The organism is Actinomadura physcomitrii (assembly GCF_008923205.2).
Lineage (GTDB): Bacteria > Actinomycetota > Actinomycetes > Streptosporangiales > Streptosporangiaceae > Spirillospora > Spirillospora physcomitrii.
In genome coordinates this window covers 107,004-133,202 of record NZ_WBMS02000013.1, presented here as the reverse complement: position 1 = coordinate 133,202, position 26,199 = coordinate 107,004, and the positions used below count along the sequence as shown (strand labels likewise).

The window sequence follows — 26,199 nt, the reverse complement described above, 5'->3', positions numbered from 1 at the left end:
CCGGTCTCGGCGGCGGCCCGCGCGGTGAAGGCCGCCGCCACCATCTGCGCCGCCGTCCTGGCGCTCCCGCTCGCCCTCGTCCTGCTCCTGGCCGGAAAGCAAGACCCGGCCATCGGCGCCGGTCCGGTTGCGGGTGCGCCTACCCGGCTCGCCCGTGCCGACATCCCGCCCGCCTACCTGCGCTGGTACCTCGACGCCGCCCTAACCTGCCCGGGCCTGGGCTGGAACGTCCTCGCCGCGATCGGCAAGATCGAATCCGACCACGGCCGCTCCACCGCACCCGGTGTGAAGACCGGGGAGAACAGCGCCGGCGCCGCCGGACCCATGCAGTTCCTCGCCGGCACCTGGGCCACTTACGGCGTCGACGGCGATCACGACGGACACACCGACCGCTACAACCCCGCCGACGCCATTTACGGCGCCGCCCACTACCTGTGCGCCAACCACGCCGGCCAAGGCGGCAAACACCTGTACCAAGCGATCTGGCAGTACAACCACGCCGACTGGTACGTCCACAAAGTCCTCACCCAAGCCGCCGCCTACGCCACCCCCACACCCGCCGCGAGCGGACGCGGTGCCATCGCGGTCCGCGCTTCGCTGCACTGGCTCGGCACCCCCTACTCCTGGGGCGGCGGCGGACCGGCAGGCCCCAGCTACGGCATCGCCCAAGGCGCCGGAACCAAAGGGTTCGACTGCTCCGGCCTCACCCAATACGCCTGGGCCAAAGCCGGCATCCAACTCCCACGCGTCGCCGCCGCCCAGTACACCGCCGGCCCGCACATCCCACGCACCCAACTAAAGCCCGGTGACCTGCTGTTCTTCGCCACCGACACCCGCAACCCGGCCACGATCCACCACGTCGGCCTCTACTACGGCCGCGGACAAATGATCCACGCCCCACAAACCGGCGACGTCGTCCGCATCTCCCAATTCACCGGCAACCCCTACCGCGAACGCCAGTACATCGGCGCCACCCGCCCGAGCACTTCCCACAGCACAGCCTGACCGGAGGTACCGCATGACCTACTCACGTCCCTCACTCCGGCACATCGGAGAGCAGTTCACCAACCTGCGTCAACACCAGCGAGCGGACCGCTCGCTTGACACCAGCATGTTCAGGTTCACCGATCCGATCGCTTACATCCGCCCACCGTTCAAGGGCAGAGACAACCAGGGCCCACAGGTCACCAGCCAGCTCCACAATGACGGTCTGCTCAACCGGAGGCCAGGTGCCAGACCCAGGAACGCCCGGAGTCCAATGCGCCACCTGGTCCCAGCCAGCCCGGCGGATGGCCCGTCCGGTGTCGATGACACCACGAGGGTCGCCCTTCTCCGACTCGACGCTCACCTCGCTATCGATGCAGGCATCGATGACCTGCCACTGCCGAGTCGTCATCTCGACCGAGTGAGTCGCGCCCAAAGCAGATGGAGACACGAAGGATCATCGTCACCGACCTACAAGAGAGCGTCAAGAGCCACCGGAGAGCACCTCCCAGCTGACGGAGATCGTCACTACATATTCGCAATAACCTGCCCCTTCTACCGCCTGTCCGCCTGGCAGGACATGCGACGCGACCAACCCCACCTGTTCACCAAGGCATGCCACCTCGGAACCGCCATCAACGGGCGCCGTCGCACCCTCGGTAAGGACCTCGGCTACCTCACCCGCTACAACGCTCGCCTCGCCGACGTCACCCCCAACGCGGACACCCTCGCCTTCGACGACGGGGACGGCACCTGCGACACCGGCTGGTGCCTCACATGAACGCAAACACCAAGCAAGAAGACGCGCCACGCCGACCTCGGAAAGCTCAGGAGCACACCGGAGGCACTGGAAACCGAGAAACAACCGACCGTGCTGGCCACGCGGGTCGAGGCCGGATCGCTCAGGAGGAACCACCGGCGGCTGAAGAGATCCCAGGAGACGAGAGGATCCAGGTCTACACGGTCAAACAGGTCGCGGAGACTCTTCAGGTCGGCCGAGACAAGGTGTTCATGCTGATCCGGACCGGCCGCCTGCGCAGCATCAAGATCGGACGGCTCCGCCGGATCACCGCTCGCCAACTCGCCGACTTCATCGCCTCACTCGAAGAGTGACATGCGCGCTCCGTAGTGGTTGCGCTACGGTGTGCTACGCATCGTCTCGGGCCTCTCCGACGAGGGGCCCGAGGGTCGCTTCTTGATAACTCCATCGACACGAGCGCGATCTCACCTCGGCACACGCAACTGACGAGAGGAGATGCACACATGACGGAAGACAGGACGACCCTGCCCGCGGTGCGGGTGGACATGGCGTTCAAGCAGCGCCTTGCCGCGTACGCGGAGTCGCAGGAACGCGACGTGTCTTGGGTCATCAGGAAAGCGATCAAGGAGTATCTCGACCGACGCGAGGAGCGATCGATTGAGCAAGATCTTGATCGGTAAGTACGCAGGAACCATCTACCAGGAGAAAGGAGGCTATACCGGAGCCGTGGCCCTCGGCTTCGGGCCGGACGGCAAACGCAAGCGGCTCAAGCGGAAGGGCAGGACCAAGAGCCAGGTTCTAGACAGGCTCAAGGAGGCAGTCGCCGACCTGGAAGCGGGGGTCAAGACTCCCGTGAACTACACGGTCGGGGACGCCGTCGAGGACTGGCTCGCCAAGGGACTCAGAGGCCTCGACGACGACACGGTCATCAACTACCGGAGTCTCGCCCGCAAGCACGTCATCCCGCTGATCGGCAAGCCCCGACTCGGCGACCTGAAGGCGGACGACGTGGACACCTGGCTCGACGGCCTCACCGACTCGCTGTCCACCCGGACCTTGCGGCTCGTGCACGCGATCCTCAAGCGCGCGATCCGTCAGGCGCAGGCGCGAGACATGGTCACGCGCAACGTGGCCGAGCTGGTCAAGACCCCCAAGGGCCTGGCCGGACGTCCGAGCCGGGCGCTAACGCTCGAGCAGGCCCAAGCCGTTCTCGCGGCGGCCAAGTCATCGCGACTGCACGCCTACGTCGAGCTCAGCCTCCTGACGGGCGTCCGAACCGAAGAGGCGCGGGCTCTGCGCTGGGACCACGTCGTGGCGTGGGTCGACGAAGAAGAATGGCGGCCCGTGGTCAAGGCCGGCTTCGACCACGAAAGGTTCGCCATCTACGTGTGGCGGTCCGTGCGGGCCGGCGGTGATACCAAGACCGAGAAGTCGCGTCGAACGCTGGAACTGCCTGGACGGGCGGCGGAGGCTCTGCGCAGACACCACACGCGGCAGGCCGCGCAGCGGCTCAAAGCGGGGGAGGTGTGGCAGGACAACGGCCTGGTGTTCTGCTCGACGAGCGGAAGGCCGCTGGACGCCGCCAACGTGCGGCGGGCGTTGCGGCTTATCACCAAGAAGGCGGGGATCGGGGAGACTTGGTCGCCGCGCGAACTGCGTCACTCGTTCGTCTCGATCATGAGTGACGGCGGCCTGCCTATCGAGGCGATCGCTGATCTGTGCGGGCACTCCTCGCCGGCGGTCACCGGGGAGGTCTACCGGCATCAGCTCCGGCCGGTGATCACCAAGGGCGCGGAGGCCGTCGACGCGGTGTTCGGTCCGAGCAAGTCGGCGTAGGTCGGGTGACGGTGGCTCCCCTTTTGGCTCCCCATCGACCTTCAAGATCGAAAAAGGGCTCCGGAATGATCTCCGAAGCCCTTCTGACCTGGTCTTTCTCTGTCGGGACGGCGGGATTTGAACCCACGACCCCTTGACCCCCAGTCAAGTGCGCTGCCAAACTGCGCTACGTCCCGGTGCCCGCCTGAGCGGGCGTGATTACTCTAGCGCAGTCCGGAGGGTCGTGCGTACCGGGTTGTTGCCGCCGGGGGTGCGGGCCTCGTGGGTCGTCTTCGATCTCGCGGCGGGGCGTGCGGTCGCGGAGCGGCGGCCGGCGGAGGTGTTCCGGGCGGCCTCGGTGGTGAAGGTGCTGCTGGCGCTCGACTTCCTGCGGGGACGGGACGTTCGGGGACGGGACCGGGGGCTCGTCGAGGCGCTGTTGAGGGCGAGTGATGACGCGGCGGCGGACGAGTTGTGGGAGCGCGGGGGTCGTGCGGGGATCGTCGAGCGGATGGTGCGCCTGATCGGGTTGCGGGAGACGGTGCCGCCGCCGGCGGAGATGCAAGGGTGGTGGGGGTACACGGGGATCAGTGCCGGCGACGTGGTGCGGGTCTATCGGTATGCGCTGGGTGTGCCGGAGGGGCGGTTCGTGCTGGAGCAGTTGGGGCGGATGGCGGACAAGGGTGCGGACGGGTTCGATCAGGTCTTCGGGATCGCGGGGGCGGGGGCGGTCAAGCAGGGGTGGTCGGGGTTCGAGGACGTGCCGGACCGGCGGCGGGCGCCGGAGGAGCTGGGGCTCGGACGGCCCGCGCTGCACACGACCGGGGTGGTGGGCGGCAGGGTCGTCGCGGTGCTGACGCTGCATCCGGAGGGGACGTCCGCCGAGGCGGCGGCGGAGTGCGTGACGGCGCTCGCGAGGGCTGTGATGCAGGTCACAGCGGTGGGTAGGGGTTCGTCTCCGGAAGGTCAGTGGAAGCGGTCCTTTTGGGGCGAAAAGAAAAAGCCGGTTAAAGATCCGGACTGGTAACGAAGATGGTGGCGAACGGACCTTCGTCGACGTATGTAGCTTTTTCTCCCAGGCATGAAACGCCGAACGGGGGACTGGAGTGTCGGAAGCGGACGGCACGAGGGGACCGTCTGGTGTGCACGCGGCGGACCTCGAGAACCTGCGGGGGGCGGCGCACGACCGCGCGGTGCTGGCCGAGGCGCGGGTGATGCTGGCCCGGCGGCTGAAGGTGCCGCCCGGCGAGGCGCTGCAGCACCTCATCTGGCTCGCCCGTGACCTGGAGATGGAGCTGCCGGAGGCGGCGGCGATGGTCGTCCAGGGCGGCGGCGTCGGAGCCGAGGGCGCGGTGGTGGCCGGGCGGCGGCCGCCGCGCGCGGAGGGCACCGACCGGCGGGGCGTGGTGTCCGAGGCCGAGGACCTGCTGCACCGCCTGGCCGCCGAGGACACCGGGGGCGACGCCGCGCTCGTCGAGGGGCTGCCCGCGGACCCGGTGGCGCGGGGCCTGCTGGACGGGGCGCTGGACTCCGCGGCGCACCTGGTGCCGGTGCGCGGCCCGGACGGCGAGGTCCAGGACTTCCTGTACGCCGAGCTGAACGAGGGCGCCCGGGACCTGTTCGGGCGGGGCGCCGAGGAGCTGACGGGGCAGCGGCTGCTGCGGACGGATCCGGGCGCGGCGCTCAGCGGCCTGTTCGAGGACTACGTCGCGGTGCTGGAGGGCGGGACGGCCCTGGACCGCGACTCGATCATGTACTCGACCGTTCAGGGCGGGCTGTCGCGGTCGTCGCGGATGAGCGTGCGGTGCGTCCAGGTGCCGACGGGCGTGTGCCTCACCTGGCGGTACCACTCCGGTGAGGACCGCACGGTGCGGCGGCTGGAGCGGGTGGAGCGGCTGGCGCTGATCGGGTTCGGGGAGTGGGACCTGGTCACCGGGCAGGCGGACTGGACGCCGCAGATGCTGGCGAACTACGGCCTCGGCCCGGACGAGGTGCCGCCGGCGCCGCACGACCTGCCGAAGGTGGTCGCCGACGACGACCTGCCGCTGGTGGAGGAGGCCGTGCAGACGATGTTCTCGCGGCGGGAGCCGGTGGAGGCCGAGCACCGGGTGATCGGCAAGGACGGCGCGCCGCGGCATCTGTGGGTGTTCGCCGAGCCGGTGCTGGACGACTCCGGGCTGCCGGTGTCGATCAACATCGTCTCGCAGGACATCACGCGGCGCCGCGGGGTGGAGCGGGCGCTGGCGGAGACGCGCCGGCAGATGCTCAAGCAGCAGGCGCGGACGGCACAGGAGCGCAAGGTGGCGGTGACGCTGCGCCGGGCGATCCTGCCGGACGAGGAGGAGGAAGGGGAGCTGCCGGGGCTGCGGGTGGCGATCCGGGCGCTGGCGGCGGAGAGCACGGCGCGGATCGGCGGAGACTGGTTCGCCACCCGCGCGATGCCGGACGGGCGGGCGCTGTTCGCGATCGGGGACGCGGCGGGGCACGGCCTTCCGGCGGCGGCGTCGATGGCGCGCAGCCGGAACGGGCTGCTCGGCCTGTCGTGCACGGGGGAGTCGGCGGGGCAGCTGGTGGGCTGGCTGAACGAGCTGGTCGGCAGCATGGACCCGCCGGCGACGGGCACCGCCATCGTGGGCCATTACCGGCCGGACCGGCGCGTCATGGAATGGACGTGCGCCGGGCATCTGCCGCCGATCCTGGTGCGGGACGGGCATGCCGAGCCGCTGGAGGTCTACCGCGATCCGTTGCTCGGCGCGCTGCCGGACTGGGAGTACACGACGATCTCCACGGAACTGCATCCGGGGGATCTGCTGTTCCTTTACACCGATGGGCTGGTGGAGCGCAGGGACACCGATCTCGACGAGCGGATCGAGCGGCTCACCGGCATTCTGCGGGAGTCCTCGGCGGGGCCGGAACTGGCGCTGGACGAGGTGCTGGCGCGGATGGAGCACGACCGGGCGGCCGACGACACCACGATGTTCGCCCTGCACGTGGAGTGATGATCGCCAGGTCAGGCCTGTCTCGAACTCGAGTGATCTAGGACACACGGACCGCCGTACGGTGCGGTCGGTGTGATGTGCGCCGCCGTTGCGGCGGCTGCCGGTAAGGGCTCGCGGGACCGGCCGCCTTTTGATCATTTTACCTTTTCGGGTTCGGGGAGCGGGTCGGGAAACTCCTGTGCCGCAAGGGTTTCCGGGCGTTCGGAGAAAGATCGGGAAGGCGTGGCCGCGGGCCGCCGTTGCAGGCGGGTCGGAAGGGCGTCGAGCAGGCAAAAGATCCTTTTGTGGCTGTTTTGCTTTTCCGTCGGGTGTTGGTACCTTCTTGCACGAATCACGCAGCGCGTTCCATGCGTTGCACGCCGGCCGCTTCCATGCGCGGCCGTGGGTCGCTGAGCGGAATCCGCACGCGACGCGCGCCACACGATGCGCGCCCCCTCGAGATCAGTCGCTGAGATACATCCGAATATCCGGCACCGCGTCCCGCGGTGCGAGGCCGAGTCCGTCCAGGTCCACCCGACCGGACGGAGCCGGGGACCCAAGGTTCCAGGGGTGAATCGGCGCGTCCGCGCGCCGTAGGGCTCTTCCATGCCCGAATCCGTCAGCTAACCCGGTAGGCGTCATGGGAGACAAGGAGATTCCCTGCATGACCGGTCGTTTCGATCGTCTTACCAAGAGCATTGCCCCCCGACTGAGCGCGCTGCGCCTCACCGGCGCCGCCCCCCGCGCCGCGCTCGCCCGCATGAGCCCCGAGGACCGGGCCGTGGGCGTCGCCGTGGCGGGTGTGATGGCCGGGGCGGTCGGACTCGCGATCTTCACCCCGCTCACCGGGGACACCGCGTCCGCCGAGACCCCCGCGCAGGCCGCCGCCGTTCAGCGCCACGAGGGCGCGGCGTCCGAGCACACCTCCCGCAAGGCGGCCCGGTCCGCGTCCCGCACGGTCGCCGCGTCCACCGTGATCAAGCTGGCGAAGTCGCAGCTCGGCGAGGGCGAGAACCGCGACGGCTCGACCAAGTACGCGGACTGGTACGCCTCCACCCGGCACGCCGCGGTGACCGCCCGGCGCGACGGCGGGACCGTCGGCGACTACCGGGGCGCCGAGTGGTGCGACATGTTCGTGTCGTGGCTCAGCGCGCAGACGGGCGTGAAGAACATGGGCTGGGACGCCTACACCGTCCAGCACGCCCAGTGGTTCGAGAAGGGCCACCGCTGGGGCGACACCGCCAAGCCCGGCGCCGTCGTGTTCTTCGACTGGCAGAACGGGTCCCGCGGCGGGATCGACGACATCGACCACGTCGGCCTCGTCGTCAAGGACAACGGCAACGGAACGATCACCACGATCGAGGGCAACACCGACAATGCCGTCAAGGAGAAGATCCGCGACAAGTCCGAAGTCGTGGGATACGGATACCCGGACTACGCCAAGTCCTGATCATCCGGTCCCGCTCGACAATGATCAATTGCTGCGGATGGGAGGCGCCCGGTCACAGATCGGGCGCCTTCGGCGTTCCAGGGTGGTCTGCCGCGACCTTTCGGGTAATGCTAAGCATTGACAGCTTTTGATCTGGGTTGGCCCTTGCCGCCTCCTTGATGGAAAGGAATCCCTGGCACGCCGGAGTAGCGGAAGGGGATGCCCATGCGGGTGCGCCCGGATGTGAGCGTGGTGGTGATCGCCTACAACGACGCCGCCCGGCTGCCGCGGGCGGTCGCCTCGTCGCTGGCGCAGTCGCTGGGCGGTGTCGAGACCCTGATCGTCGACGACGCGAGCACCGACGGCACCGGCGAGGCCGCCGACCGGCTCGCCGCGGCGCATCCCGGCCGGGTCCGCGCGGTGCACCTGCCGGTCAACTCCGGAGGCTGCGGCCGGCCGCGCAACGTCGGCGTCGAGCGGTCGGACGGCCGGTACGTGATGTTCCTCGACAGCGACGACCTGCTGGACCGGCACGCATGCCTCAACCTGCTCTCCGCCGCGCAGGAGACCGGAGCCGACCTGGTCTCCGGGCTCTGCGACCGGGTCTTCCTGGACCTGCCGAAGGGATCGAAGGGCCGGGTACGGCCCTGGTACCCGTGGCTTTACCGGCGCAGTGCCGTGTACGGGTCGCTGGAGGAGAACCCGGACCTGCTCTACGACACCCTGTCGACGAACAAGCTCTACCGCCGGGGGTTCCTCGAGGACGGCGCGCTGCGCTTCGTCGAACGGCTGCACTACGAGGACCTGCTGTTCAGCGCGGAGGCGTACACGGCCGCCGCGCGCACGGCCCTGATCCCGCACCGGGTCTACCACTGGCTCGTGCGGGAGGGGCAGCCGAGGCCGTCGATCTCCAACCGCCGGGACGAGCTCGCCAACTTCGCCGACCGGCTGGAGATCCACCGGCGCATCGACATGCTGTTCGAGCTGCGCGGCGCGGACGTGCTGAAGCGCGCGAAGGACGCCAAGTTCGTCAACCACGACCTGCTGCTGTACCTGCGCGAGCTGCGGGACCGCGACCCGGTGCACCGGGCCCGCGTCCTGGACCTGGCGGCCGGCTACCTGGCCGGGCTGGACCCCGTCGTGTTCGAGACGGCGAACCCGCTGGCCGCGATCGCCGCCTTCCTGGTCAGGGAGGGCGACCGGGACGGGGCGCTGGCCGCGGCCGACTACCTGCCGGGCGGGCGGTCGGACCTGCGGGCCCGCCTGACGGAGCGGGACGGCCGGATCTACTGGGGCGGGGGACCGCCGCGCGGGGACCTCGGCCGCCGCGTCCTGGACGTCACCGACTTCGGCTTCCACGTGCGCCCGCTCGAGGAGCTGCGGCCCGCCGCCGTCGTGACCCGGCTGGAGGTGCGCGGCGGCCGGGCGCGCATGGCCGGGCACGTGCTGAACCCGCTGGACCGGATCCCGCGCGGCGCGGCGCTGGCGGCGTCGCTGGAGTTCGGCGACCGGCGGCGCGGCGCCCGCCGGGCCCGGGTGCCCGCCGAGATCGTCCACGAGGGCGGCCGGCTGGCCTGGCGCGCCGAGTTCGACCCGCGGGCCCGCGTCCGGCCGATCGGGTTCGTCGACCCGGTGTGGGACGTCCGGCTCCGGGTGACGGCGGACGGCGAGGAGGTGGTCACCCGGCCCGGCGAGCCGGCCGGAGCTGGCGCCCCGGGCGGCCCGGACCTGCGCGGCGTCGAGCTGCCCGTCCGGCCTCGCCTGACGCGCCTCGCGGGCGACGTCCTCCGCTCGTACGTGACGGAGGGTGGGCACCTTGCGTTCGCCCTCGCGACCGGGGACCCGCGGACGCGGCGCGCCGCCGCCGCGGTCGTGCGGGTCGCGGGCAGCCCGCCGGCGCGGGCGGGCTGGCGGCGTGCGCGGCGATTGGAGCGATCCATGCGCCGCACGCTGGCGTCGAGCAGGACGAAGGCGGCGGTGTTCAACCGGATCCTGACAAGGCTGCCCGTCCGCCGGGGCCTGGCGGTGTTCGAGAGCCATCTCGGGCTGCACTACTCCGACAACCCGAAGTACATCTACCGGGAGCTGCGCCGCTCGGGCCGCCCGGTCGAGGCGGTGTGGTCGTACGCGTCGTCGGCGAAGGGCTTCCCGTCCGACGCCAGGCTGGTGAGGCGGGGCTCGTGGCGCTACCACCTCGCGCTCGCGCGGGCCGAGTTCTGGATCGACAACCAGGGCTATCCGGAGGGCCTGCGCAAGCGCCCCGAGACCATTTACGTCCAGACCTGGCACGGTTCGGCGTACAAGCCGATGGGGCTGGACCAGCCGCGGATGAAGAGCGGGCCCGCGTCCGACCGGGCCCGGCTCGCGCGGATGGTGGACCGCTTCGACTGCTTCCTCGTCCGCTCCGGGCACGACGCGGAGACCCTCGCCAAGGGGCTCGGCGTCCGGGCGGAGCTGCTGCCGGCCGGGTACCCGCGCAACGACCCGCTGGTCAACGGCGTGGGCGGCGACCCCGAACTGGCCGCCGAGCTCGCCGCGCTGCGCCGCTCGCTCCGGCTGGACGGCGAACGCCGCACCGTCCTCTACGCGCCGACCTTCAGAACCGGGCCGACGGGAAGGCCGGCCAAGGTGATGGAGCCGCCGGTGGACCCGGCGCGGTTCGCCCGCGAGCTCGGGGACGAGATCGTCCTGCTCGTCCGCCCGCACTACCTGTGCCGGGCGAACCTCCCGCCGTCGGCGGCGCGGACGATGCAGGACGTCGGCGACGTCGCGGACGTGACCCTGCTGCTCCTGCTCGCCGACGCGCTCGTCACCGACCACTCGTCGATCATGTTCGACTTCGCGCTGCTGGACCGGCCGATCGTGCTGCACCTGCCGGCGGACCGCGAGCACGAGACCGGCTACTTCGACCTGGAAGAGCACGCGCCCGGCCCGGTCACCCGGACCGAGGACGAGCTGATCGCCGCCCTCGCGGACCTGGACGCCGCCGGGTCCGCGCACGCGGCGCGGCGCCGCGCGTTCGCCGAGCGGTTCGGCGAGCACGACCGCGGTACCGCCGCGCGCACCGTCGTGGACCGTTACTTCGGAGAGAGGAGCGCCCATGGTTCCCAACGGAACCGCTGAGCACGCACCGCGCGATGTCTTCATCGTCTGCAACAACGTCGACGAGATGGGGGGCCTGCAGCGCTGGGCGCACCACATGGCGCGGATGCTGGCCGAGCGCGGCGACCGCGTCACCCTCGTCGGGATCGTCCGCGGACCGGCCCCGCACCACCACGGCCACGACGGCTCCTACCGGGTGGAGGTCCTGCACGACACGTGGCGCCCGCCGGTGCTGGAGTGGCGCCCCGAGCGGCTGCGGGACCGGATGAACGCGGCGGCGCGCGGGCGCGACGCGTGGCGGTCGGCCGTGCAGCGGCGCGGCGCCGCGCGGCTGACCCGGTTGTTCGCCGCGGCCCGTCCGGGCGCCGTGGTGATCGTGCCGCAGGTGTGGGCGATGGAGTGGGTCCGCCGGGCCGGCACCGCGGGGCTGCGGGTGATCGGCATGAGCCACGAGTCGTACGAGGCGAGCCGCAGGTCGTCCCGGTACCAGCGGGTGAAGCGGCATTTCGCGCACGCCGACCGGTTCCTCGCGCTGACCCCGGAGGACGCGGACGCGTGGGCGAGGGACGGCATGACGAACGCCGACCACATCCCGAACGCGCTGCACGTCACCCCGGCCGTCTACCCGACGCTCAACCTGCCCGCGGTCGCCTGCGTGGGGCGCCTGTCCTACGAGAAGGGCGTGGACCTGCTGCTGGAGGCGTGGGAGCGGGTGCACGAGCGGCATCCGGACTGGCGGCTGCACATCTACGGCACCGGGCCGGACGAGGACGCGCTGCGCGAGCGGGCGGCCGCCGCCGGGCCGGCCGGATCGGTCGAGTTCCGGGGCGTCGTCGCCGACGTCGAGGAGGCGATGGTCGAGGCGTCGGTGTTCGTGCTGCCGTCCCGCGCGGAGGGGGTGCCGATGTCGGTGCTGGAGGCGATGGCGTACGGGCTGCCGACGGTGGCGTTCGACTGCGCGCCGGGCGTGCGGATGCTGCTCGGCGAGCGGGGCGAGGAGACGGGCGGGCTGCTCGTGCGGCCGGGGGACACCGCCGCGTTCGCCGAGGCGCTGGAACGGCTGATCGAGGATCCGGAGCTGTGCTGCCGGCTCGGCGCGGAGGCCCGCGCGTCGGTGCAGCGCTTCCGGCCGGAGACGGTGCTGGCCCGCTGGGACCGGCTGTTCGACCTGCTGCACCGCGATCTCCCGGCGGTGCGCGAGCGCGCCGCCGAGGAGCGGTCCGCGGTGCCGGCGCCGGAGCGCGTGTCGCCGGCCGTGCAGGCGGGCGAGGTGGGACCGGCTCTGGAGGCCGATTCTTTCTAACAACTGTTTGGTAGAGTGCCGGGCGTGAACGACAACGAGTCCCCGGCGGACCGGGCGTTCCGCGCCGAGGTCCGCGGCTGGCTGGAGGCCAACCTGTCGGGCGCGTTCGCGCACGCGCGCGGGCTCGGCGGGCCCGGCCGCGAGCACGAGGCGTTCGAGGAGCGGCTGGCCTGGGAGCGGCACATGGCCGCGGCGGGCTGGACGTGCGTGGGCTGGCCCGAGGAGCACGGCGGACGCGGCGCCACCGTCCGGCAGCAGGTGATCTTCAACGAGGAGTACGCGCTCGCGGGCGCCCCGGCCCGCGTCGGCCACATCGGCGAGAACCTGCTCGGACCCACCCTCATCGCGTTCGGCACCGAGGAGCAGAAGGCGCGCTTCCTGCCGCCGATCGTCGCGGTCGAGGAGCTGTGGTGCCAGGGCTACTCCGAGCCCAACGCCGGCTCCGACCTCGCCAACGTGCAGACCCGCGCCGCGCTCGACGGCGACCACTGGACGATCGACGGCCAGAAGGTCTGGACGTCCAACGCCCTCGAAGCGGACTGGTGCTTCGTCGTCTGCCGCACCGAGCCCGGCTCGTCCCGCCACCACGGCCTGTCCTACCTGCTCGTCCCGATGAAGCAGGACGGCGTCGACATCCGGCCGATCGTCCAGCTCACCGGCACCTCCGAGTTCAACGAGGTCTTCTTCGACGGGGCCCGCACCGGCGCCCGCGACATCGTCGGCGCGCCCGGCGAGGGCTGGAAGATCGCGATGGCCACGCTCGGCTTCGAGCGCGGCGTCGCCACCCTCGGCCAGCAGGTCGGGTTCCGCCGCGAGTTCGAGGGCGTGCTCGACCTCGCCCGCCGCACCGGCGCCGTCGACGACCCGCTGCTGCGCGACCGGCTCACCCGCGCCTACACGGGGCTGGAGATCATGCGGCTGAACGCGGTGCGCACCATGGCCGGCGTCGCGTCCGGCGCGCCCGGCCCCGAATCCTCGATCTCCAAGCTCGTCTGGGGCACCTGGCACCGCGAACTCGGCGAACTCGCCATGGACGTCCTCGGCGCCGCCGGGATGGTCGCAGATGGCGAACCCTATGACCTCAACGACTGGCAGCGGCTGTTCCTGTTCTCCCGCTCCGACACGATCTACGCCGGATCCAACGAGATCCAGCGCAACATCATCGCCGAGCGCGTGCTCGGCCTCCCCAGAGAGGCTCGCGGATGACGCCGCCCCCCTACGTCCCCGGGCACGGCCTGCTCAAGGACCGCGCCGTCGTGATCACCGCCGCGGCCGGCGCCGGGATCGGCGGCGCCACCGCCCGCCGCTGCCTGGAGGAGGGCGCCCGCGTCCTGGTCTCCGACGCGCACGAGCGGCGCCTCGCCGCGTCCGCGGAGGAGCTGGAGAAGGAGTTCGGCGCCGACCGGGTCGCCTCCCTCGCCTGCGACGTCACCGAGGAGGAGCAGGTCCGGGAGCTGTACGCGCTGGGCGTCGAGCGGTTCGGCCGGATCGACGTCGCCGTCAACAACGCCGGCCTCGGCGGCACCGCCGACCTCGTCGACATGACCGACGACCAGTGGGGACGCGTCCTCGACATCACGCTGAACGGCACGATGCGCTGCACCCGCGCCGCCCTGCGCATCATGCGCGGCCAGGGCGCCGGCGTCATCGTCAACAACGCCTCGGTGATCGGCTGGCGCGCGCAGAAGGGCCAGTGCCACTACGCCGCCGCCAAGGCCGGCGTGATGGCCCTCACCCGCTGCTCCGCGCTGGAGGCCGCCGAGTTCGGCGTCCGGATCAACGCCGTCTCGCCGTCCCTCGCCATGCACCCCCACCTGGTCAAGGTGACCTCCGAGGAGCTGCTCGACGAGCTGACCCGGCGCGAGGCGTTCGGCCGCTACGCGGAGCCGTGGGAGGTGGCCAACGTTATCGTCTTCCTGGCCAGCGACTACTCCTCGTACATGACCGGGGAGGTCGTCTCCGTCTCTTCACAGCACGCTTAGGAACCGACCATGAGTCCACGACGGCGCGACGCCGAGGGCACCGCCGCCGCACGCGCGGAACGGCGGGCCGAACTGCTCGCCACCGCCGCCGAGGTGTTCGCCTCGCAGGGGTACTCCGCCACCACCGTCCGGAAGGTGGCCGACGCCGCCGGCATCCTCGGCGGCAGCCTCTACTACCACTTCGACTCCAAGGAGGCGATGGCCGACGAGATCCTGTCGACCTTCCTGGACGAGATGTGGGCGGCCTACGAGCGCGTCCTGGCGGCGGACCTCAGCGCCCGCGACACGATCGAGGCCATCGTCGTCGAGTCGTTCCGCTCGATCGACCGGCACCGGCCCGCCGTCGTGCTCTACCAGAACGAGTCCAAGCACCTCGCCACCAGCGAGCGCTTCCGCTACCTGCTCGAGTCGCAGCGCCGCTTCGAGACCATGTGGATGTCCCTGCTGGACCGGGGCGTCGAGGAGGGCGCCTTCCGCGCCGACCTCGACCGGACGCTGATCTACCGCTTCATCCGCGACACCGTCTGGGTCGCGGCCAACTGGTACCAGCGCGGCGGGCGGCTGTCCGCCGACGACATCGCCAAGCAGTACCTCGCCATGGTCCTCGAAGGCATCCAGGCGAGCTAGCCCCGAAGGAGACACCCCCCATGGCCGAGGCCTACATCGTCGAAGCGGTCCGCGCCCCCGTCGGCCGCAAGAAGGGCGGGCTCGCCGGCGTCCACCCCGCCGACCTCGGCGCGCACGTGCTGAAGGCGCTGATGGACCGCGCGAAGGTCGACCCCGCCGCCGTCGAGGACGTGGTGTTCGGCAACGTCGACAGCGTCGGCCCGCAGGCCGGCGACATCGCCCGCACCTGCTGGCTCGCCGCCGGGCTGCCCGAGGAGGTCCCCGGCGTCACCGTCGACCGGCAGTGCGGCTCCTCCCAGCAGGCCGTGCACTTCGCCGCGCAGGCCGTCCTCGCCGGGACGTCCGATCTGGTCGTCGCGGGCGGCGTGCAGAACATGTCGCAGATCCCGATCTCGTACGCGATGACCGCCGCCGAGCCGCTCGGTTTCACCGAGGGCCCGTTCGCCGGCTCCAAGGGCTGGACCGCACGGTACGGCGACGCCGAGGTGTCGCAGTTCAACGGCGCCGAGATGATCGCCCGCGACTGGGACATCTCCCGCGAGGAGATGGAGGAGTTCGCCTACGAGTCGCACCAGCGGGCCATCCGCGCGATCGACGAGGGCCGGTTCGAGCGGGAGATCGTCCCGCTGGAGGGCGTCACCGCCGACGAGGGCCCCCGCCGCGACACCACCCGGGAGAAGATGGCCGGGCTGAAGACCCTGGTGGAGGGCGGCCGGCTCACCGCCGCGCTCGCCTCGCAGATCTCCGACGGCTCCGCCGCGCTGCTCATCGCGTCCGAGCAGGCCGTCAAGGACCACGGGCTCACCCCGCGCGCCCGCATCCACCACATCTCCGCGCGCGGCGAGGACCCGATCCGGATGCTGTCCGCGCCGATCCCCGCCACCGCGCACGCGCTGAAGAAGACCGGCATGACGATCGGCGACGTCGACGCCGTCGAGATCAACGAGGCGTTCGCGCCGGTCGTGCTCGCCTGGCTGAAGGAGACCGGCGCCGACCCGGCCAAGGTCAACCCGAACGGCGGCGCCATCGCCCTCGGCCACCCGCTCGGCGCCACCGGCGCCCGCCTGATGACCACGCTGCTGCACGAGCTGGAGCGCACCGGCGGCCGCTACGGCCTCCAGACGATGTGCGAGGGCGGCGGCCAGGCCAACGTCACCATCATCGAAAGGGTGTGATTCCCAGGGGGCTGTGTTTTCCCAGGGGGGCGACCCCCTGGAACGCCCGCTGCGCTCGCTGCACTCGCTCCGCGTGCCTGCCCGTGAGGTGGCTGGGCGTCAACCTGCCGGAACTGAGCGTGCAGAACCCCCGATCGGAGGTCGTCGTGGACGTTTTCGAGAGCGCGAGGCTCGGGCCCCTCACCCTGCGGAACCGGGTCGTCAAGGCCGCCACGTTCGAGGGCATGACGCCGGACGCCCTCGTCACCGACGACCTGATCGAGTACCACCGGCGGCCGGCCGCCGGGGGAGTGGCGATGACGACCGTCGCCTACTGCGCGGTCGCGCCCGAGGGGCGCACCGAGCGGCGGCAGATCCACATGCGGCCGGAGGCCGTCCCGGGGCTGCGGCGGCTCACCGACGCGGTCCACGCCGAGGGCGCGGCGGTGTCCGCGCAGATCGGGCACGCCGGCCCGGTCGCCGACGCGAGCTCCACCAAGATGCGCGCGCTCTCGGCGGGGCGGTTCTTCAACCCGCTCGGGATGCGCTTCACCAAGCCCGCGACGGCGGAGGACATCGAGCGGGTCACCCGCGCCCACGCCGGCGCGGCGCGGCTGGCGATCGAGGCGGGCTTCGACGCCGTCGAGATCCACTTCGGGCACAACTACCTGGCCAGCTCGTTCCTCAGCCCGCGGCTGAACAAGCGCGACGACGCCTACGGCGGGCCGATCGAGAACCGCGCGAAGGTGGCGCTCGGCATCGCCCGCGCGGTGCGCGCGGAGGTCGGCGACCGGATCGCCGTCACCGCGAAGATCAACATGCGGGACGGCGTGCCGGGCGGGCTGGAGATCGACGACAGCCTGCAGGTCGCCCGGTGGCTGCAGGAGGAGGGCACCGTCGACGCCCTGGAGCTGACGGCGGGCAGCTCGCTGCTCAACCCGATGTACCTGTTCCGCGGCGGCGCGCCGGTCAAGGAGTTCGCCGCGAACTTCAAGCAGCCGCTGCGGACGGGCATCCGGATGTCCGGCGACAAGTTCCTGCGCGCCTACCCGTACAAGGACGTGTTCCTCCTCGAACATGCCCGCCGGTTCCGCGCCGAGCTGGACCTGCCGCTCATCCTGCTCGGCGGCGTCACCGGCCGCGAGACGATGGACAGGGCGATGGCGGAGGGCTTCCAGTTCGTCGCGATGGGACGCGCGCTGCTGCGCGAGCCCGACCTCGTGAACCGGATCGCGGCCGACCCCGCGACGCGGTCGCTGTGCATCCACTGCAACCGCTGCATGCCGACGATCTACACCGGCACGCACTGCCCCGAGATCCCGGCTTGACCTGGAGCGGGCTCCAACTCGTAGCGTGGAGCACATGATCACTCCGCAACGCAGGATCGATTCGGGTTTCGGGTTCGAGAGCACGGCGCGCGACGTCCTGGCGGGCGTCGACCTGTCCGGGCGGCTGGCCGTCGTGACCGGCGGCTACTCCGGGCTCGGACTGGAGACGACCCGCGCGCTGGCCGAGGCCGGCGCCCGCGTGGTGGTGCCGGCGCGGCGTCCCGCGGTCGCGAAGGAGGCGCTGGACGGGATCGCCGGCGCCGAGGTGGACGAGCTGGACCTCGGCGACCTGGAGAGCGTGCGGGGCTTCGCCGACCGGTTCCTGGCGTCCGGCCGCGGCATCGACATGATCATCGGCAACGCGGGGGTCATGGCCTGCCCGGAGACGCGGGTCGGGCCGGGCTGGGAGGCGCAGTTCGCCACCAACCACCTCGGCCACTACGCGCTGGTGAACCGGCTGTGGCCGGCGGTCCGGCCCGGCGCCCGCGTCGTCGCGGTGTCCTCGCAGGGGCACCACTTCGGCCGGATGCGCTGGGACGACCCGCACTTCACCCGCGGCTACGACCGGTGGGAGGCGTACGGGCAGGCGAAGACCGCCAACGTGCTGTTCGCCGTGCACCTGGACGCGCTCGCGAAGGACGCCGTGCGCGCGTTCTCCCTCCACCCGGGCAGCATCCTGACGCCGCTGCAGCGGCACATCCCGAAGGAGGACAAGATCGCCTACGGGTGGATCGACGAGGACGGGAACGAGATCGCGCAGGGCTTCAAGACCCCGGAGCAGGGCGCCGCGACGGCGGTGTGGGCGGCGACGTCGCCGCGGCTGGCGGGGATGGGCGGCGTCTACTGCATGGACTGCGACGTCGCCGAACCCACCCCGGCCGGCACGCCGGAGGTGCGCGGCCGCAAGGCCGGCGCGCCCGCGCCCGCGGGCGTCCGGCCCTACGCGACCGACCCGGACGAGGCCGCGCGGCTGTGGGCGTACTCGGCCGAGCTGACCGGCGTCGACGCGTTCGCGGGGTAGCGCGCCGGCCGGCCGGGGCGGGGCCGGGCCCGGCGCCGTTCCCGGCCGTCGGCATAATCCCTGGGGAACGACGACGGCCGAGGGGTGAACGATGATCGACGTGAGCGGCTGGTCGCCGGAACCGGTGGAGACGGCAGAGGTCATCGGCGCCGCGCCGGCGGCCGCGCTGGCCGGGGTGCTGGACGTCGACCCGCCGGGCGACGAGCTGCCGCCGCTGTGGCACTGGCTGCACTTCCTCGACCGGCCCGCGCAGCGCGACCTGGGCCCGGACGGCCATCCGCTCGCCGGGCGCTTCCTGCCGCCGATCCCCGACCGGCGGCGCATGTTCGCCGGCGGCCGGTTCCGCGTCCGCGAGCCGCTGCGGATCGGCGACACCGTCACCCGGCGCACCGAGCTGGCCTCCACGGCACTCAAGCGGGGACGCAGCGGCGAGATGCTCTTCGTGACCGTCCGCCACGCCTTCCTGCGCGACGGCGCCGAGATCGCCGTCGAGGAGCAGGACCTCGTCTACCGCAGCGGCGACGCGGCGTCCCGCCCGCCGGAGGTGTCCTTCGAGGCGCCCGAGGTGACGGCCCCGTGGACGCTGCCGGTGACGGCCGACCCGGTGCTGCTGTTCCGGTTCAGCGCGCTCACCTACAACGCCCACCGCATCCACTACGACGAGGCCTACGCCACCGAGGTCGAGGGACACGGCGGGCTCGTCGTCCACGGCCCGCTGCTGGCGATCCTGTGCCTCGAACTGCCGCGCAGGGCGGGCCTGAAGGTGACGGAACTGTCGTTCCGCGCCCGCAGGCCCGTCTACGTGCGGCAGCCCTTCACGGCGGCCGGCTCGCCGGACGGCGAGCTGTCGATCGAGGCGCCAGGGGGGGTCACCGCGATGACCGCGACGTTTTCGACCGCCTGAGTGACGCCGCCTAAGCGGCCGTGACCGGCGGGTCGACTACGGCCGGCCCGTCGCGGCGCTCCGCCCTGATCCGCAGGACGTACCGCTTCACCTCGTCGGCGGCGTCCTCGCGGCTCCAGCCCAGCCGCGGCGCGAGCAGGGCGGCGACGTGCGCCGCCGCGGCGAGGCCGCCGTCCCACTCCTCGATCGACACCCGCAGCCGCCGCGCGAGGACGTCCTCCAGGTGCAGGGCGCCCTCGTGCGTCACCGCGTAGACGGCCTCGGCGCACAGGTAGTCCTCCGCGCCGGGGATCGGGGCGCCCAGCTCCGGCTCGGCGGCGACCAGGTCGAGCACGTCCTGCGCGCACGACCCGTACCGGCGCAGCAGGTGCTCGATCCGCGCGACGTGCAGCCCGGAGCGGGCGGCGAGCCGGCGCCGCTCGTTCCACAGCACCTCGAAGCCGTCCGCGCCGAGGATCGGCAGCCGCCCGGTGACCGACGCGGGCACCGACTCGTCCAGGCCCTCGGCGACCACGTCGACCGCGTCGCGCGCCATGACCCGGTAGGTGGTGAACTTGCCGCCGGTGACGACGACCAGCCCCGGCACCGGCTCGGCGACGGCGTGCTCGCGCGACAGCCGCGCGGTGTCGTCCACCTCGCCGGACAGCAGCGGCCGCAGCCCCGCGTACACGCCTTCGACGTCGTTCATGGTGAGCGGCGTGCGCAGCACCGCGTTCACGCGCTCCAGCAGGTAGCCGATGTCGGTGTGGTCGGCGACCGGCTCGTCCGGACCGTCGTCGTGCGGGGTGTCGGTCGTCCCGACCAGCCAGTGCCGGCCCCACGGGATGATGAACAGCACGCTGCGCTCGGTCCGGGTGATCAGCCCGGTGCCCATCGGGATCCGGTCGCGCGGCACCACCAGGTGGACGCCCTTGGACGCGCGCACCGCGAACGCCGCGCGCGCCCCGGTCATCGCCTGCGCGCCGTCCGTCCACACGCCGGTCGCGCAGACGACCCGGCGGGCCCGGACGGTGATCTCCCGCCCGCCCTCCAGGTCCACGACGCGCGCGCCGGTGACCCGCTCGCCCTCGCGCAGGAACCCGGTCACCTCGGCGCGGGTGGCGACCCTGGCGCCGTACCGGGCGGCGGTGCGGGCGACCATCATCGTGTAGCGGGCGTCGTCCACCTGCGCGTCGTAGTACTGGATCGCGCCGACGAGCGCGTCCGAGCGCAGGGCCGGCGCCTCCCGCAGCGCGCCGCGCCGGGTGAGCTGCCGGTGCCGGGGCAGCGACCGGGCACCGCCCATCGTGTCGTACAGGGTCACGCCGGCGCTGACGTACGCCCGCTCCCACACCCGGTTGCGCAGCGGGTACAGGAACTGGACGGGCCGCACCAGGTGCGGCGCGAGCCGGTGCAGCAGCAGGGCGCGCTCCCGCAGCGCCTCGCGGACCAGCCCGAAGTCGCGCTGCTCCAGATAGCGGAGCCCGCCGTGGATCAGCTTGCTGGAGCGGCTGGAGGTGCCGGCCGCCCAGTCGCGCGCCTCCACCAGGGCCACGGACAGGCCCCGGGAGACCGCGTCGAGCGCGGCGCCCGCGCCGACGATGCCGCCGCCGACGACCAGGACGTCGAACTCGTTCTCGGCCAGGGCGCGCAGGGTGTCCTCGCGGTACGCAGGGCCGAGGGCTACGGATGTCACTGCATGCTCCCGATGAGGGGTGATCGGTCAGGTGGGTGCGGGCGGGGCCGGCGCCGGTCGCCGGCCCCGCCGCGCGCGTGTCCCGGCCGGGTCTAGTCGACGTCGACCCAGTCGAGGGTTCGGTTGACGGCCTTCTTCCAGCCGGCGTAGCCCTTCTCGCGCTGCTCGTCGTCCCAGGTGGGCTGCCAGCGCTTGTCCTCGTTCCAGTTCTGGCGCAGCTCGTCGGTGGTGTTCCAGAACCCGACGGCGAGGCCGGCGGCATAGGCGGCGCCGAGCGCGGTGGTCTCGGCGACCACCGGCCGCGACACCGGGACGCCGAGGATGTCGGCCTGCATCTGCATGCACAGCTCGTTGGCGGTGATCCCGCCGTCGACCTTGAGCGTGTCGAGGGCGACGCCGGAGTCCTCGCGCATCGCCTCGACGACGTCCCGCGACTGGTAGCAGATCGACTCGAGGGTGGCGCGGGCCAGATGGGCGTTGGTGTTGAACCGCGACAGCCCGACGATCGCGCCGCGCGCGTCCGACCGCCAGTAGGGGGCGAACAGGCCGGAGAACGCGGGGACGAAGTACACGCCGCCGTTGTCCTCGACCTGCCGGGCGAGCGCCTCGCTCTGCGCGGCGCCGGAGATGATGCCGAGCTGGTCGCGCAGCCACTGCACCGCCGACCCCGTCACCGCGATCGAGCCCTCCAGCGCGTACACCGGCTTCTCGGACCCGAGCTGGTAGCAGACCGTGGTCAGCAGCCCGTTCTTCGACCGCACCGGCTCGTTGCCCGTGTTGAGCAGCAGGAAGTTGCCGGTGCCGTAGGTGTTCTTGGCCTCGCCGGGCGCGAAGCACACCTGCCCGACCGTCGCGGCCTGCTGGTCGCCGAGCGCCGCCGTCAGCGGGACCTCGCCGCCGAGCGGGCCGTCCGGGCGCGTCAGGCCGTAGGCCTCCGCCGTCGAGGACGGTTTGATCTGCGGCAGCATGGCGCGCGGGATGCCGAAGAACGACAGCAGCTCGTCGTCCCAGTCGAGGGTCTCCAGGTCCATCAGCATGGTGCGGCTGGCGTTGGTGACGTCGGTGACGTGCACGCCGCCGTCCGTCCCGCCGGTGAGGTTCCACAGCACCCAGCTGTCGGTCGTCCCGAAGACCGCGTCGCCGCGCTCGGCCGCCTCCCGGACCCCGTCGACGTTCTCCAGGATCCACTGGATCTTGCCGCCGGAGAAGTAGGTGGCGGGCGGCAGCCCCGCCTTGCGCCGGATGACGTCGCCCTTGCCCTCGCGCTCGAGGGCCGAGGCGATGCGGTCGGTGCGGGTGTCCTGCCAGACGATCGCGTTGAAGTAGGGCCGTCCGGTGCGGCGGTCCCACACCAGCGTCGTCTCGCGCTGGTTGGTGATGCCGAACGCGGCGAGGTCGGCATGGGTCAGGTTCGCCTTGTTCAGCGTCGTCTGGATGACCGCGCGGGTGCGCTCCCAGATCTCGGTGGGGTTGTGCTCGACCCAGCCGGCCTGGGGCAGGATCTGCTCGTGCTCGAGCTGGTGGCGGGCGATCTCGTTGCCGCCGTGATCGAAGATCATGAAGCGGGTGCTCGTGGTGCCCTGGTCGAGCGCTCCGACGAAGTCAGCCATGTGCGGAATCTCCAGTGGGAAGGGCCTGCGGACGGGTGCGTGAGCCGATCATGCGTGTTGCTTGTGGGGGGACGCCCCCCCACACCCCCCGGTTCGCTTCGCTCATGCCGTTTCATACTCCGGCTCGGGCTTGGCGACGTCCTGCTCGGCATCGTCGGACGGCAGGAACCAGCCGATCAGCAGCTTGTACAGGCCGGCGCCGAGCACGCCGCCGATGAGCGGGGCGACGATCGGCACCCAGAAGTACAGGTCCCCGTTCTGGTCCTTCCAGGCGCCGCCGTATCCGGTGATGAACTGCGCGAGCCGCGGCCCGAAGTCGCGCGCCGGGTTGATCGCGTACCCCGCGTCCGAGCCGAACGCCATGCCGATCGCCACGACCAGCAGCCCGATCAGGAACGGGCCGAGGTTGGCCAGCGGCGGCGCGTTGCGCGCGTCGGTCAGCGCCTTGATGACGAACAGCAGGATCGCGGTGCCGATGACCTGGTCGCGGAACGCGCCCCAGGTGCCGACGGGCAGCGTCCCGTTGCCCGGCAGCGTCGAGAAGACGCCCTGGGTCTTGATGGTGTGGCCCGGGTCGACCTTGGCCAGGATCTCGCTGTAGTTCCAGCGGACGATCAGCGCCGCGATGAACGCCCCCGCGGTCTGCGCGGCGACGTAGGGCGCCACCTTCCGCCAGGAGAACTCCTTGAACGCGGCCAGCGCGACCGTCACCGCGGGGTTGAGGTGGGCGCCGCTGATCCGCGCGGCGACGTAGACGCCGAGCGTGACGCCGAGCCCCCAGGCCCAGGCGATGCTGTCGTGGTCGCCGATGTCGGCCCCGGCGACCTGCGCGACGACGCCGACCCCGAACAGGATCAGGATCATCGTCCCGGCGAACTCGGCGGCGAGCTCACCGGCCAGGGGTGGGAATTTCCGGCGTTCCGCCATGTCTGTGCTCCTCGGCTGCGGGGGTGGACGCGAAGCCTCATGAGGCTGGCCAGAACGTAAGACGCGGACGACCCGGAAACAACGGAGGGCTGCCGACAATGTCGAACACTTTCCCCACCGCCCGGCGCCGGTTACCCTCCCCCCTGTGCACCAGATCACAGAATCCGGGCAGTTCGGGACGGAAACGGCGTTGATGACGACGGCTGCCGACATTGTCGGCACCCTGGCCGGAGAACTAGCATCGGATTCATGCCCGGACCTGTGCAGTCGATCGAGCGGGCCGCCGCGATCCTGCGGCTGCTCGCCGCCAGCTCCGGCCGGCTCGGCGTCGGCGAGATCGCCAGCTCGCTCGGGCTCGCCCGCGGCACCGCGCACGGGATCCTGCGCACCCTGGAGCGGGTCGGCTTCGTCGAGCAGGACGGCGGCACCGGAAAGTACCAGCTCGGCGCCGCCCTGCTCCACCTCGGCACCAGCTACCTGGACGTCAACGAGCTGCGCTCCCGGGCGATCAACTGGGCCGACGCGCTCGCCTCGCGCAGCGGCGAGGCCGTCCGGATCGGCACCCTGCTCGACGGGAAGGTCCTGGTCGTCCACCACGTCTTCCGGCCCGACGACACCCTGCAGGCGCTGGACGTCGGGTCTCTGCTGCCGCTGCACGCCACCGCGCTCGGCAAGGCGCTGCTGGCGCACGACGCCAACGCGGCGGCGTCCATCCGCGACACCGAGCTGGAGTCCTACTGCCGCCGGACGATCACCGATCCGCGCCTGCTCGCACGGGCCGCCACCCGGGTCCGGGAGAACGGCTGGGCGGCCGAGGTCGAGGAGCTGTCCATCGGCGAGGCCGGCATCGCCGCCCCGATCCGCGGGTACGGGGGACTCGTTGTCGGGGCCATCGGGATCTCCGGCGCGGTCGAGCGGATCTGCGACACCGGCCGCGTCCCCGAGCCCCGGCTGGTGGCGTTCGTGCGGGACGCGGCCCGCGCCGTCTCCCGCGACCTCGGCGGCTCGCGGTGGTGACGCGCGAGGGCCGCTGGTGACGGGGAAGGGGCACACCGGGGGAGAGGGCGCAACGTGACCGAACGCTACGTGATGTCGATCGACCAGGGCACCACCTCGACCCGGTGCATCCTGTTCGACCACGGCGGCCGGCTGGTGTCGGTGGCGCAGCGCGAGCACCGGCAGCACTTCCCGCGGCCGGGCTGGGTCGAGCACGACCCGATGGAGATCTGGCGGAACCTGGAGCGGATCGCGCCGGAGGCGCTCGCGCAGGCGGGCGTCACGGCGAACCAGGTCGCGGCCGTCGGCATCGCCAACCAGCGCGAGACCACCGTGCTGTGGGACCGGCTCACCGGCGCCCCCATCGGCCGCGCGATCGTCTGGCAGGACATGCGGACCGGCGCGCTGGTCGACGAGCTGGGCCGCGCTCCCGGCGCCGCGATCGTCACCGAGCGCAGCGGCCTGCCGCTCGCCACCTACTTCTCCGCGCCGCGCATCCGCTGGCTGCTCGACCACACGCCCGGCCTGCGCGAGCGCGCCGAGCGCGGCGAGGTGCTGTTCGGCACCATGGAGAGCTGGCTGATCTGGAACCTCAGCGGCGGCGTCGACGGCGGCGTGCACGTCACCGACGTCACCAACGCCAGCCGCACCCTGCTGATGGACCTGCACACGCTGTCCTGGGACGACGACCTGCTCGCGTTCTTCGGGGTGCCGCGGGCGATGCTGCCGGAGATCAGGTCGTCGACCGAGACCTACGGGACGGCCCGCAAGGTGTTCCCCGGGGTGCGCGTCGGCGCCGCGCTCGGCGACCAGCAGGCCGCGCTGTTCGGCCAGACGTGCTTCGCGCCCGGCGAGACCAAGTGCACCTACGGCACCGGCGCGTTCCTGCTGATGAACACCGGGACCAAGCCGGTGCGGTCGGAGCACGGGCTGCTCACCACCGTCGGCTACAAGATCGGCGACGAGCCGGCCGTGTACGCGCTGGAGGGCTCGATCGCGATCACCGGCGCGCTCGTCCAGTGGTTCCGCGACGGGCTCGGGCTGATCACCACCGCGCCGGAGATCGAGACGCTCGCCCGGACCGTCGACGACAACGGCGGCTGCTACATCGTCCCGGCGTTCTCCGGGCTGTTCGCGCCGCACTGGCGCAGCGAGGCCCGCGGCATCATCGTCGGCCTGACCTCCTACATCACCAAGGGCCATCTGGCGCGGGCGGTGCTGGAGGCGACCGGCTGGCAGACCCGCGAGGTCGTGGACGCGATGAACCGCGACTCCGGGCTCAGCCTGCGGGAGCTGAAGGCCGACGGCGGCATGACGTCGGACAACCTGCTGATGCAGATGGTCGCCGACATGCTGAACGTGCCGGTGGCGCGGCCGATGGTGGTCGAGACGGTCTCGCTCGGCGCCGCGTACGCCGCCGGCCTCGCCGTCGGCTACTGGGCGGGGCTCGAGGGGCTGCGGCGCAACTGGCACCGCGCGGCCCGGTGGGTCCCGGCGATGGACGCGGGCCGCCGCGACCACGAGTACGGCAACTGGAAGCGCGCCGTGGAACGCACCTTCGACTGGATCAGGGCGGGCGAGGAGCCCGGCGAGGGGCCCTGACC

At 72.0% G+C, this 26,199-nt stretch carries 23 protein-coding genes, 1 tRNA gene and 1 riboswitch; of the genes, 19 read left to right on the top strand and 5 right to left on the bottom strand.

Features of this window, described 5'->3' with window-relative positions; all coding sequences use genetic code 11:
- Positions 1-24: 24 nt before the first annotated feature.
- Positions 25-1,005, top strand: a complete 981-nt coding sequence (locus tag F8568_RS48275) for a C40 family peptidase (RefSeq protein ID WP_328600944.1) — start codon at positions 25-27, stop codon at positions 1,003-1,005.
- 31 nt (positions 1,006-1,036) lie between these two features.
- Here the strand turns inward: F8568_RS48275 and F8568_RS18420 are convergent, their stop codons facing one another.
- Positions 1,037-1,396 carry a hypothetical protein gene (locus F8568_RS18420; RefSeq protein WP_151594776.1) on the bottom strand — a complete coding sequence of 120 codons (360 nt, stop codon included), beginning with the start codon at positions 1,394-1,396 and terminating at the stop codon, positions 1,037-1,039.
- Between the two features lie 168 nt (positions 1,397-1,564).
- Here F8568_RS18420 and F8568_RS18415 point away from each other — a divergent pair, with 168 nt between their 5' ends.
- The 4 genes from F8568_RS18415 (at position 1,565) to F8568_RS18400 (ending at position 3,580) form a co-directional block, all read left to right on the top strand.
- Positions 1,565-1,765 carry a hypothetical protein gene (locus F8568_RS18415; protein WP_151594775.1) on the top strand — a complete coding sequence of 67 codons (201 nt, stop codon included), beginning with the start codon at positions 1,565-1,567 and terminating at the stop codon, positions 1,763-1,765.
- Positions 1,762-2,097, top strand: a complete 336-nt coding sequence (locus F8568_RS18410; RefSeq protein ID WP_151594774.1) for a helix-turn-helix domain-containing protein — start codon at positions 1,762-1,764, stop codon at positions 2,095-2,097. Before F8568_RS18415 ends, F8568_RS18410 begins: the two co-directional genes overlap by 4 nt.
- 150 nt (positions 2,098-2,247) lie before the next feature.
- Complete coding sequence (locus F8568_RS18405; RefSeq protein WP_151594773.1) at positions 2,248-2,424, top strand: CopG family ribbon-helix-helix protein; 177 nt, start codon at positions 2,248-2,250, stop codon at positions 2,422-2,424.
- Positions 2,402-3,580, top strand: coding sequence for a site-specific integrase (locus F8568_RS18400; protein ID WP_151594772.1), 1,179 nt, complete (start codon positions 2,402-2,404; stop codon positions 3,578-3,580). Before F8568_RS18405 ends, F8568_RS18400 begins: the two co-directional genes overlap by 23 nt.
- Positions 3,581-3,682: 102 nt before the next feature.
- Here the strand turns inward: F8568_RS18400 and F8568_RS18395 are convergent.
- Positions 3,683-3,756, bottom strand: a tRNA-Pro gene (locus F8568_RS18395).
- Between the two features lie 161 nt (positions 3,757-3,917).
- Here F8568_RS18395 and F8568_RS18390 point away from each other — a divergent pair.
- From F8568_RS18390 to F8568_RS18335, 12 genes are all read left to right on the top strand, one after another.
- Positions 3,918-4,586: a hypothetical protein gene (locus F8568_RS18390; RefSeq protein WP_202125112.1), complete on the top strand. Its 669-nt coding sequence runs from the start codon at positions 3,918-3,920 to the stop codon at positions 4,584-4,586.
- A gap of 115 nt (positions 4,587-4,701) precedes the next feature.
- The gene (locus tag F8568_RS18385) at positions 4,702-6,558 is read left to right on the top strand and encodes a PP2C family protein-serine/threonine phosphatase (protein WP_328600943.1); all 1,857 of its coding nucleotides are present in this window, start codon (positions 4,702-4,704) and stop codon (positions 6,556-6,558) included.
- A gap of 481 nt (positions 6,559-7,039) precedes the next feature.
- Positions 7,040-7,189: riboswitch (cyclic di-AMP (ydaO/yuaA leader) on the top strand.
- Between the two features lie 12 nt (positions 7,190-7,201).
- A complete protein-coding gene (locus F8568_RS18380; protein WP_236008882.1) occupies positions 7,202-7,987 on the top strand; it encodes a CHAP domain-containing protein in 786 nt (261 codons plus the stop codon).
- Between the two features lie 204 nt (positions 7,988-8,191).
- Entirely contained in the window at positions 8,192-11,089 is a 2,898-nt protein-coding gene (locus tag F8568_RS18375; protein WP_151594771.1) for a bifunctional glycosyltransferase/CDP-glycerol:glycerophosphate glycerophosphotransferase, read from the top strand.
- Complete coding sequence (locus F8568_RS18370; RefSeq protein WP_151594770.1) at positions 11,067-12,371, top strand: glycosyltransferase; 1,305 nt, start codon at positions 11,067-11,069, stop codon at positions 12,369-12,371. The genes F8568_RS18375 and F8568_RS18370 overlap by 23 nt, the downstream gene beginning before the upstream one ends.
- A gap of 24 nt (positions 12,372-12,395) precedes the next feature.
- Complete coding sequence (locus tag F8568_RS18365; RefSeq protein WP_151594769.1) at positions 12,396-13,577, top strand: acyl-CoA dehydrogenase family protein; 1,182 nt, start codon at positions 12,396-12,398, stop codon at positions 13,575-13,577.
- Positions 13,574-14,353: an SDR family oxidoreductase gene (locus F8568_RS18360; protein WP_151594768.1), complete on the top strand. Its 780-nt coding sequence runs from the start codon at positions 13,574-13,576 to the stop codon at positions 14,351-14,353. The genes F8568_RS18365 and F8568_RS18360 overlap by 4 nt, the downstream gene beginning before the upstream one ends.
- A 9-nt stretch (positions 14,354-14,362) precedes the next feature.
- Positions 14,363-14,980 carry a TetR/AcrR family transcriptional regulator gene (locus tag F8568_RS18355; protein ID WP_151594767.1) on the top strand — a complete coding sequence of 206 codons (618 nt, stop codon included), beginning with the start codon at positions 14,363-14,365 and terminating at the stop codon, positions 14,978-14,980.
- A gap of 20 nt (positions 14,981-15,000) precedes the next feature.
- A complete protein-coding gene (locus tag F8568_RS18350; RefSeq protein WP_151594766.1) occupies positions 15,001-16,155 on the top strand; it encodes an acetyl-CoA C-acetyltransferase in 1,155 nt (384 codons plus the stop codon).
- Positions 16,156-16,238: 83 nt separating this feature from the next.
- On the top strand, positions 16,239-17,462 hold the full coding sequence (locus F8568_RS18345; RefSeq protein WP_328600942.1) for an NADH:flavin oxidoreductase: 1,224 nt from the start codon (positions 16,239-16,241) through the stop codon (positions 17,460-17,462).
- 34 nt (positions 17,463-17,496) lie between these two features.
- Complete coding sequence (locus F8568_RS18340; protein WP_151594765.1) at positions 17,497-18,483, top strand: SDR family NAD(P)-dependent oxidoreductase; 987 nt, start codon at positions 17,497-17,499, stop codon at positions 18,481-18,483.
- 91 nt (positions 18,484-18,574) lie between these two features.
- Positions 18,575-19,387 (top strand): FAS1-like dehydratase domain-containing protein, encoded by an 813-nt coding sequence (locus tag F8568_RS18335; protein ID WP_151594764.1) that lies wholly within the window; start codon positions 18,575-18,577, stop codon positions 19,385-19,387.
- A 10-nt stretch (positions 19,388-19,397) separates the two neighbouring features.
- Here the strand turns inward: F8568_RS18335 and F8568_RS18330 are convergent, their stop codons facing one another.
- The 3 genes from F8568_RS18330 to F8568_RS18320 all read right to left on the bottom strand — a co-directional run bounded on the left by F8568_RS18330 (position 19,398) and on the right by F8568_RS18320 (position 23,599).
- Positions 19,398-21,062 (bottom strand): glycerol-3-phosphate dehydrogenase/oxidase, encoded by a 1,665-nt coding sequence (locus tag F8568_RS18330; protein WP_151594763.1) that lies wholly within the window; start codon positions 21,060-21,062, stop codon positions 19,398-19,400.
- Between the two features lie 92 nt (positions 21,063-21,154).
- Positions 21,155-22,672: a glycerol kinase GlpK gene (gene glpK / locus F8568_RS18325; RefSeq protein ID WP_151594762.1), complete on the bottom strand. Its 1,518-nt coding sequence runs from the start codon at positions 22,670-22,672 to the stop codon at positions 21,155-21,157.
- A 102-nt stretch (positions 22,673-22,774) separates the two neighbouring features.
- On the bottom strand, positions 22,775-23,599 hold the full coding sequence (locus tag F8568_RS18320) for an MIP/aquaporin family protein (protein WP_151594761.1): 825 nt from the start codon (positions 23,597-23,599) through the stop codon (positions 22,775-22,777).
- A gap of 249 nt (positions 23,600-23,848) precedes the next feature.
- On the opposite strand from F8568_RS18320, the gene F8568_RS18315 reads away from it, so the two are divergent.
- Together F8568_RS18315 and glpK (F8568_RS18310) are read left to right on the top strand one after the other, a co-directional pair.
- Positions 23,849-24,616: an IclR family transcriptional regulator gene (locus F8568_RS18315; protein WP_151594760.1), complete on the top strand. Its 768-nt coding sequence runs from the start codon at positions 23,849-23,851 to the stop codon at positions 24,614-24,616.
- 54 nt (positions 24,617-24,670) lie between these two features.
- Entirely contained in the window at positions 24,671-26,197 is a 1,527-nt protein-coding gene (glpK, locus tag F8568_RS18310) for a glycerol kinase GlpK (protein ID WP_151594759.1), read from the top strand.
- Positions 26,198-26,199 lie beyond the last annotated feature (2 nt).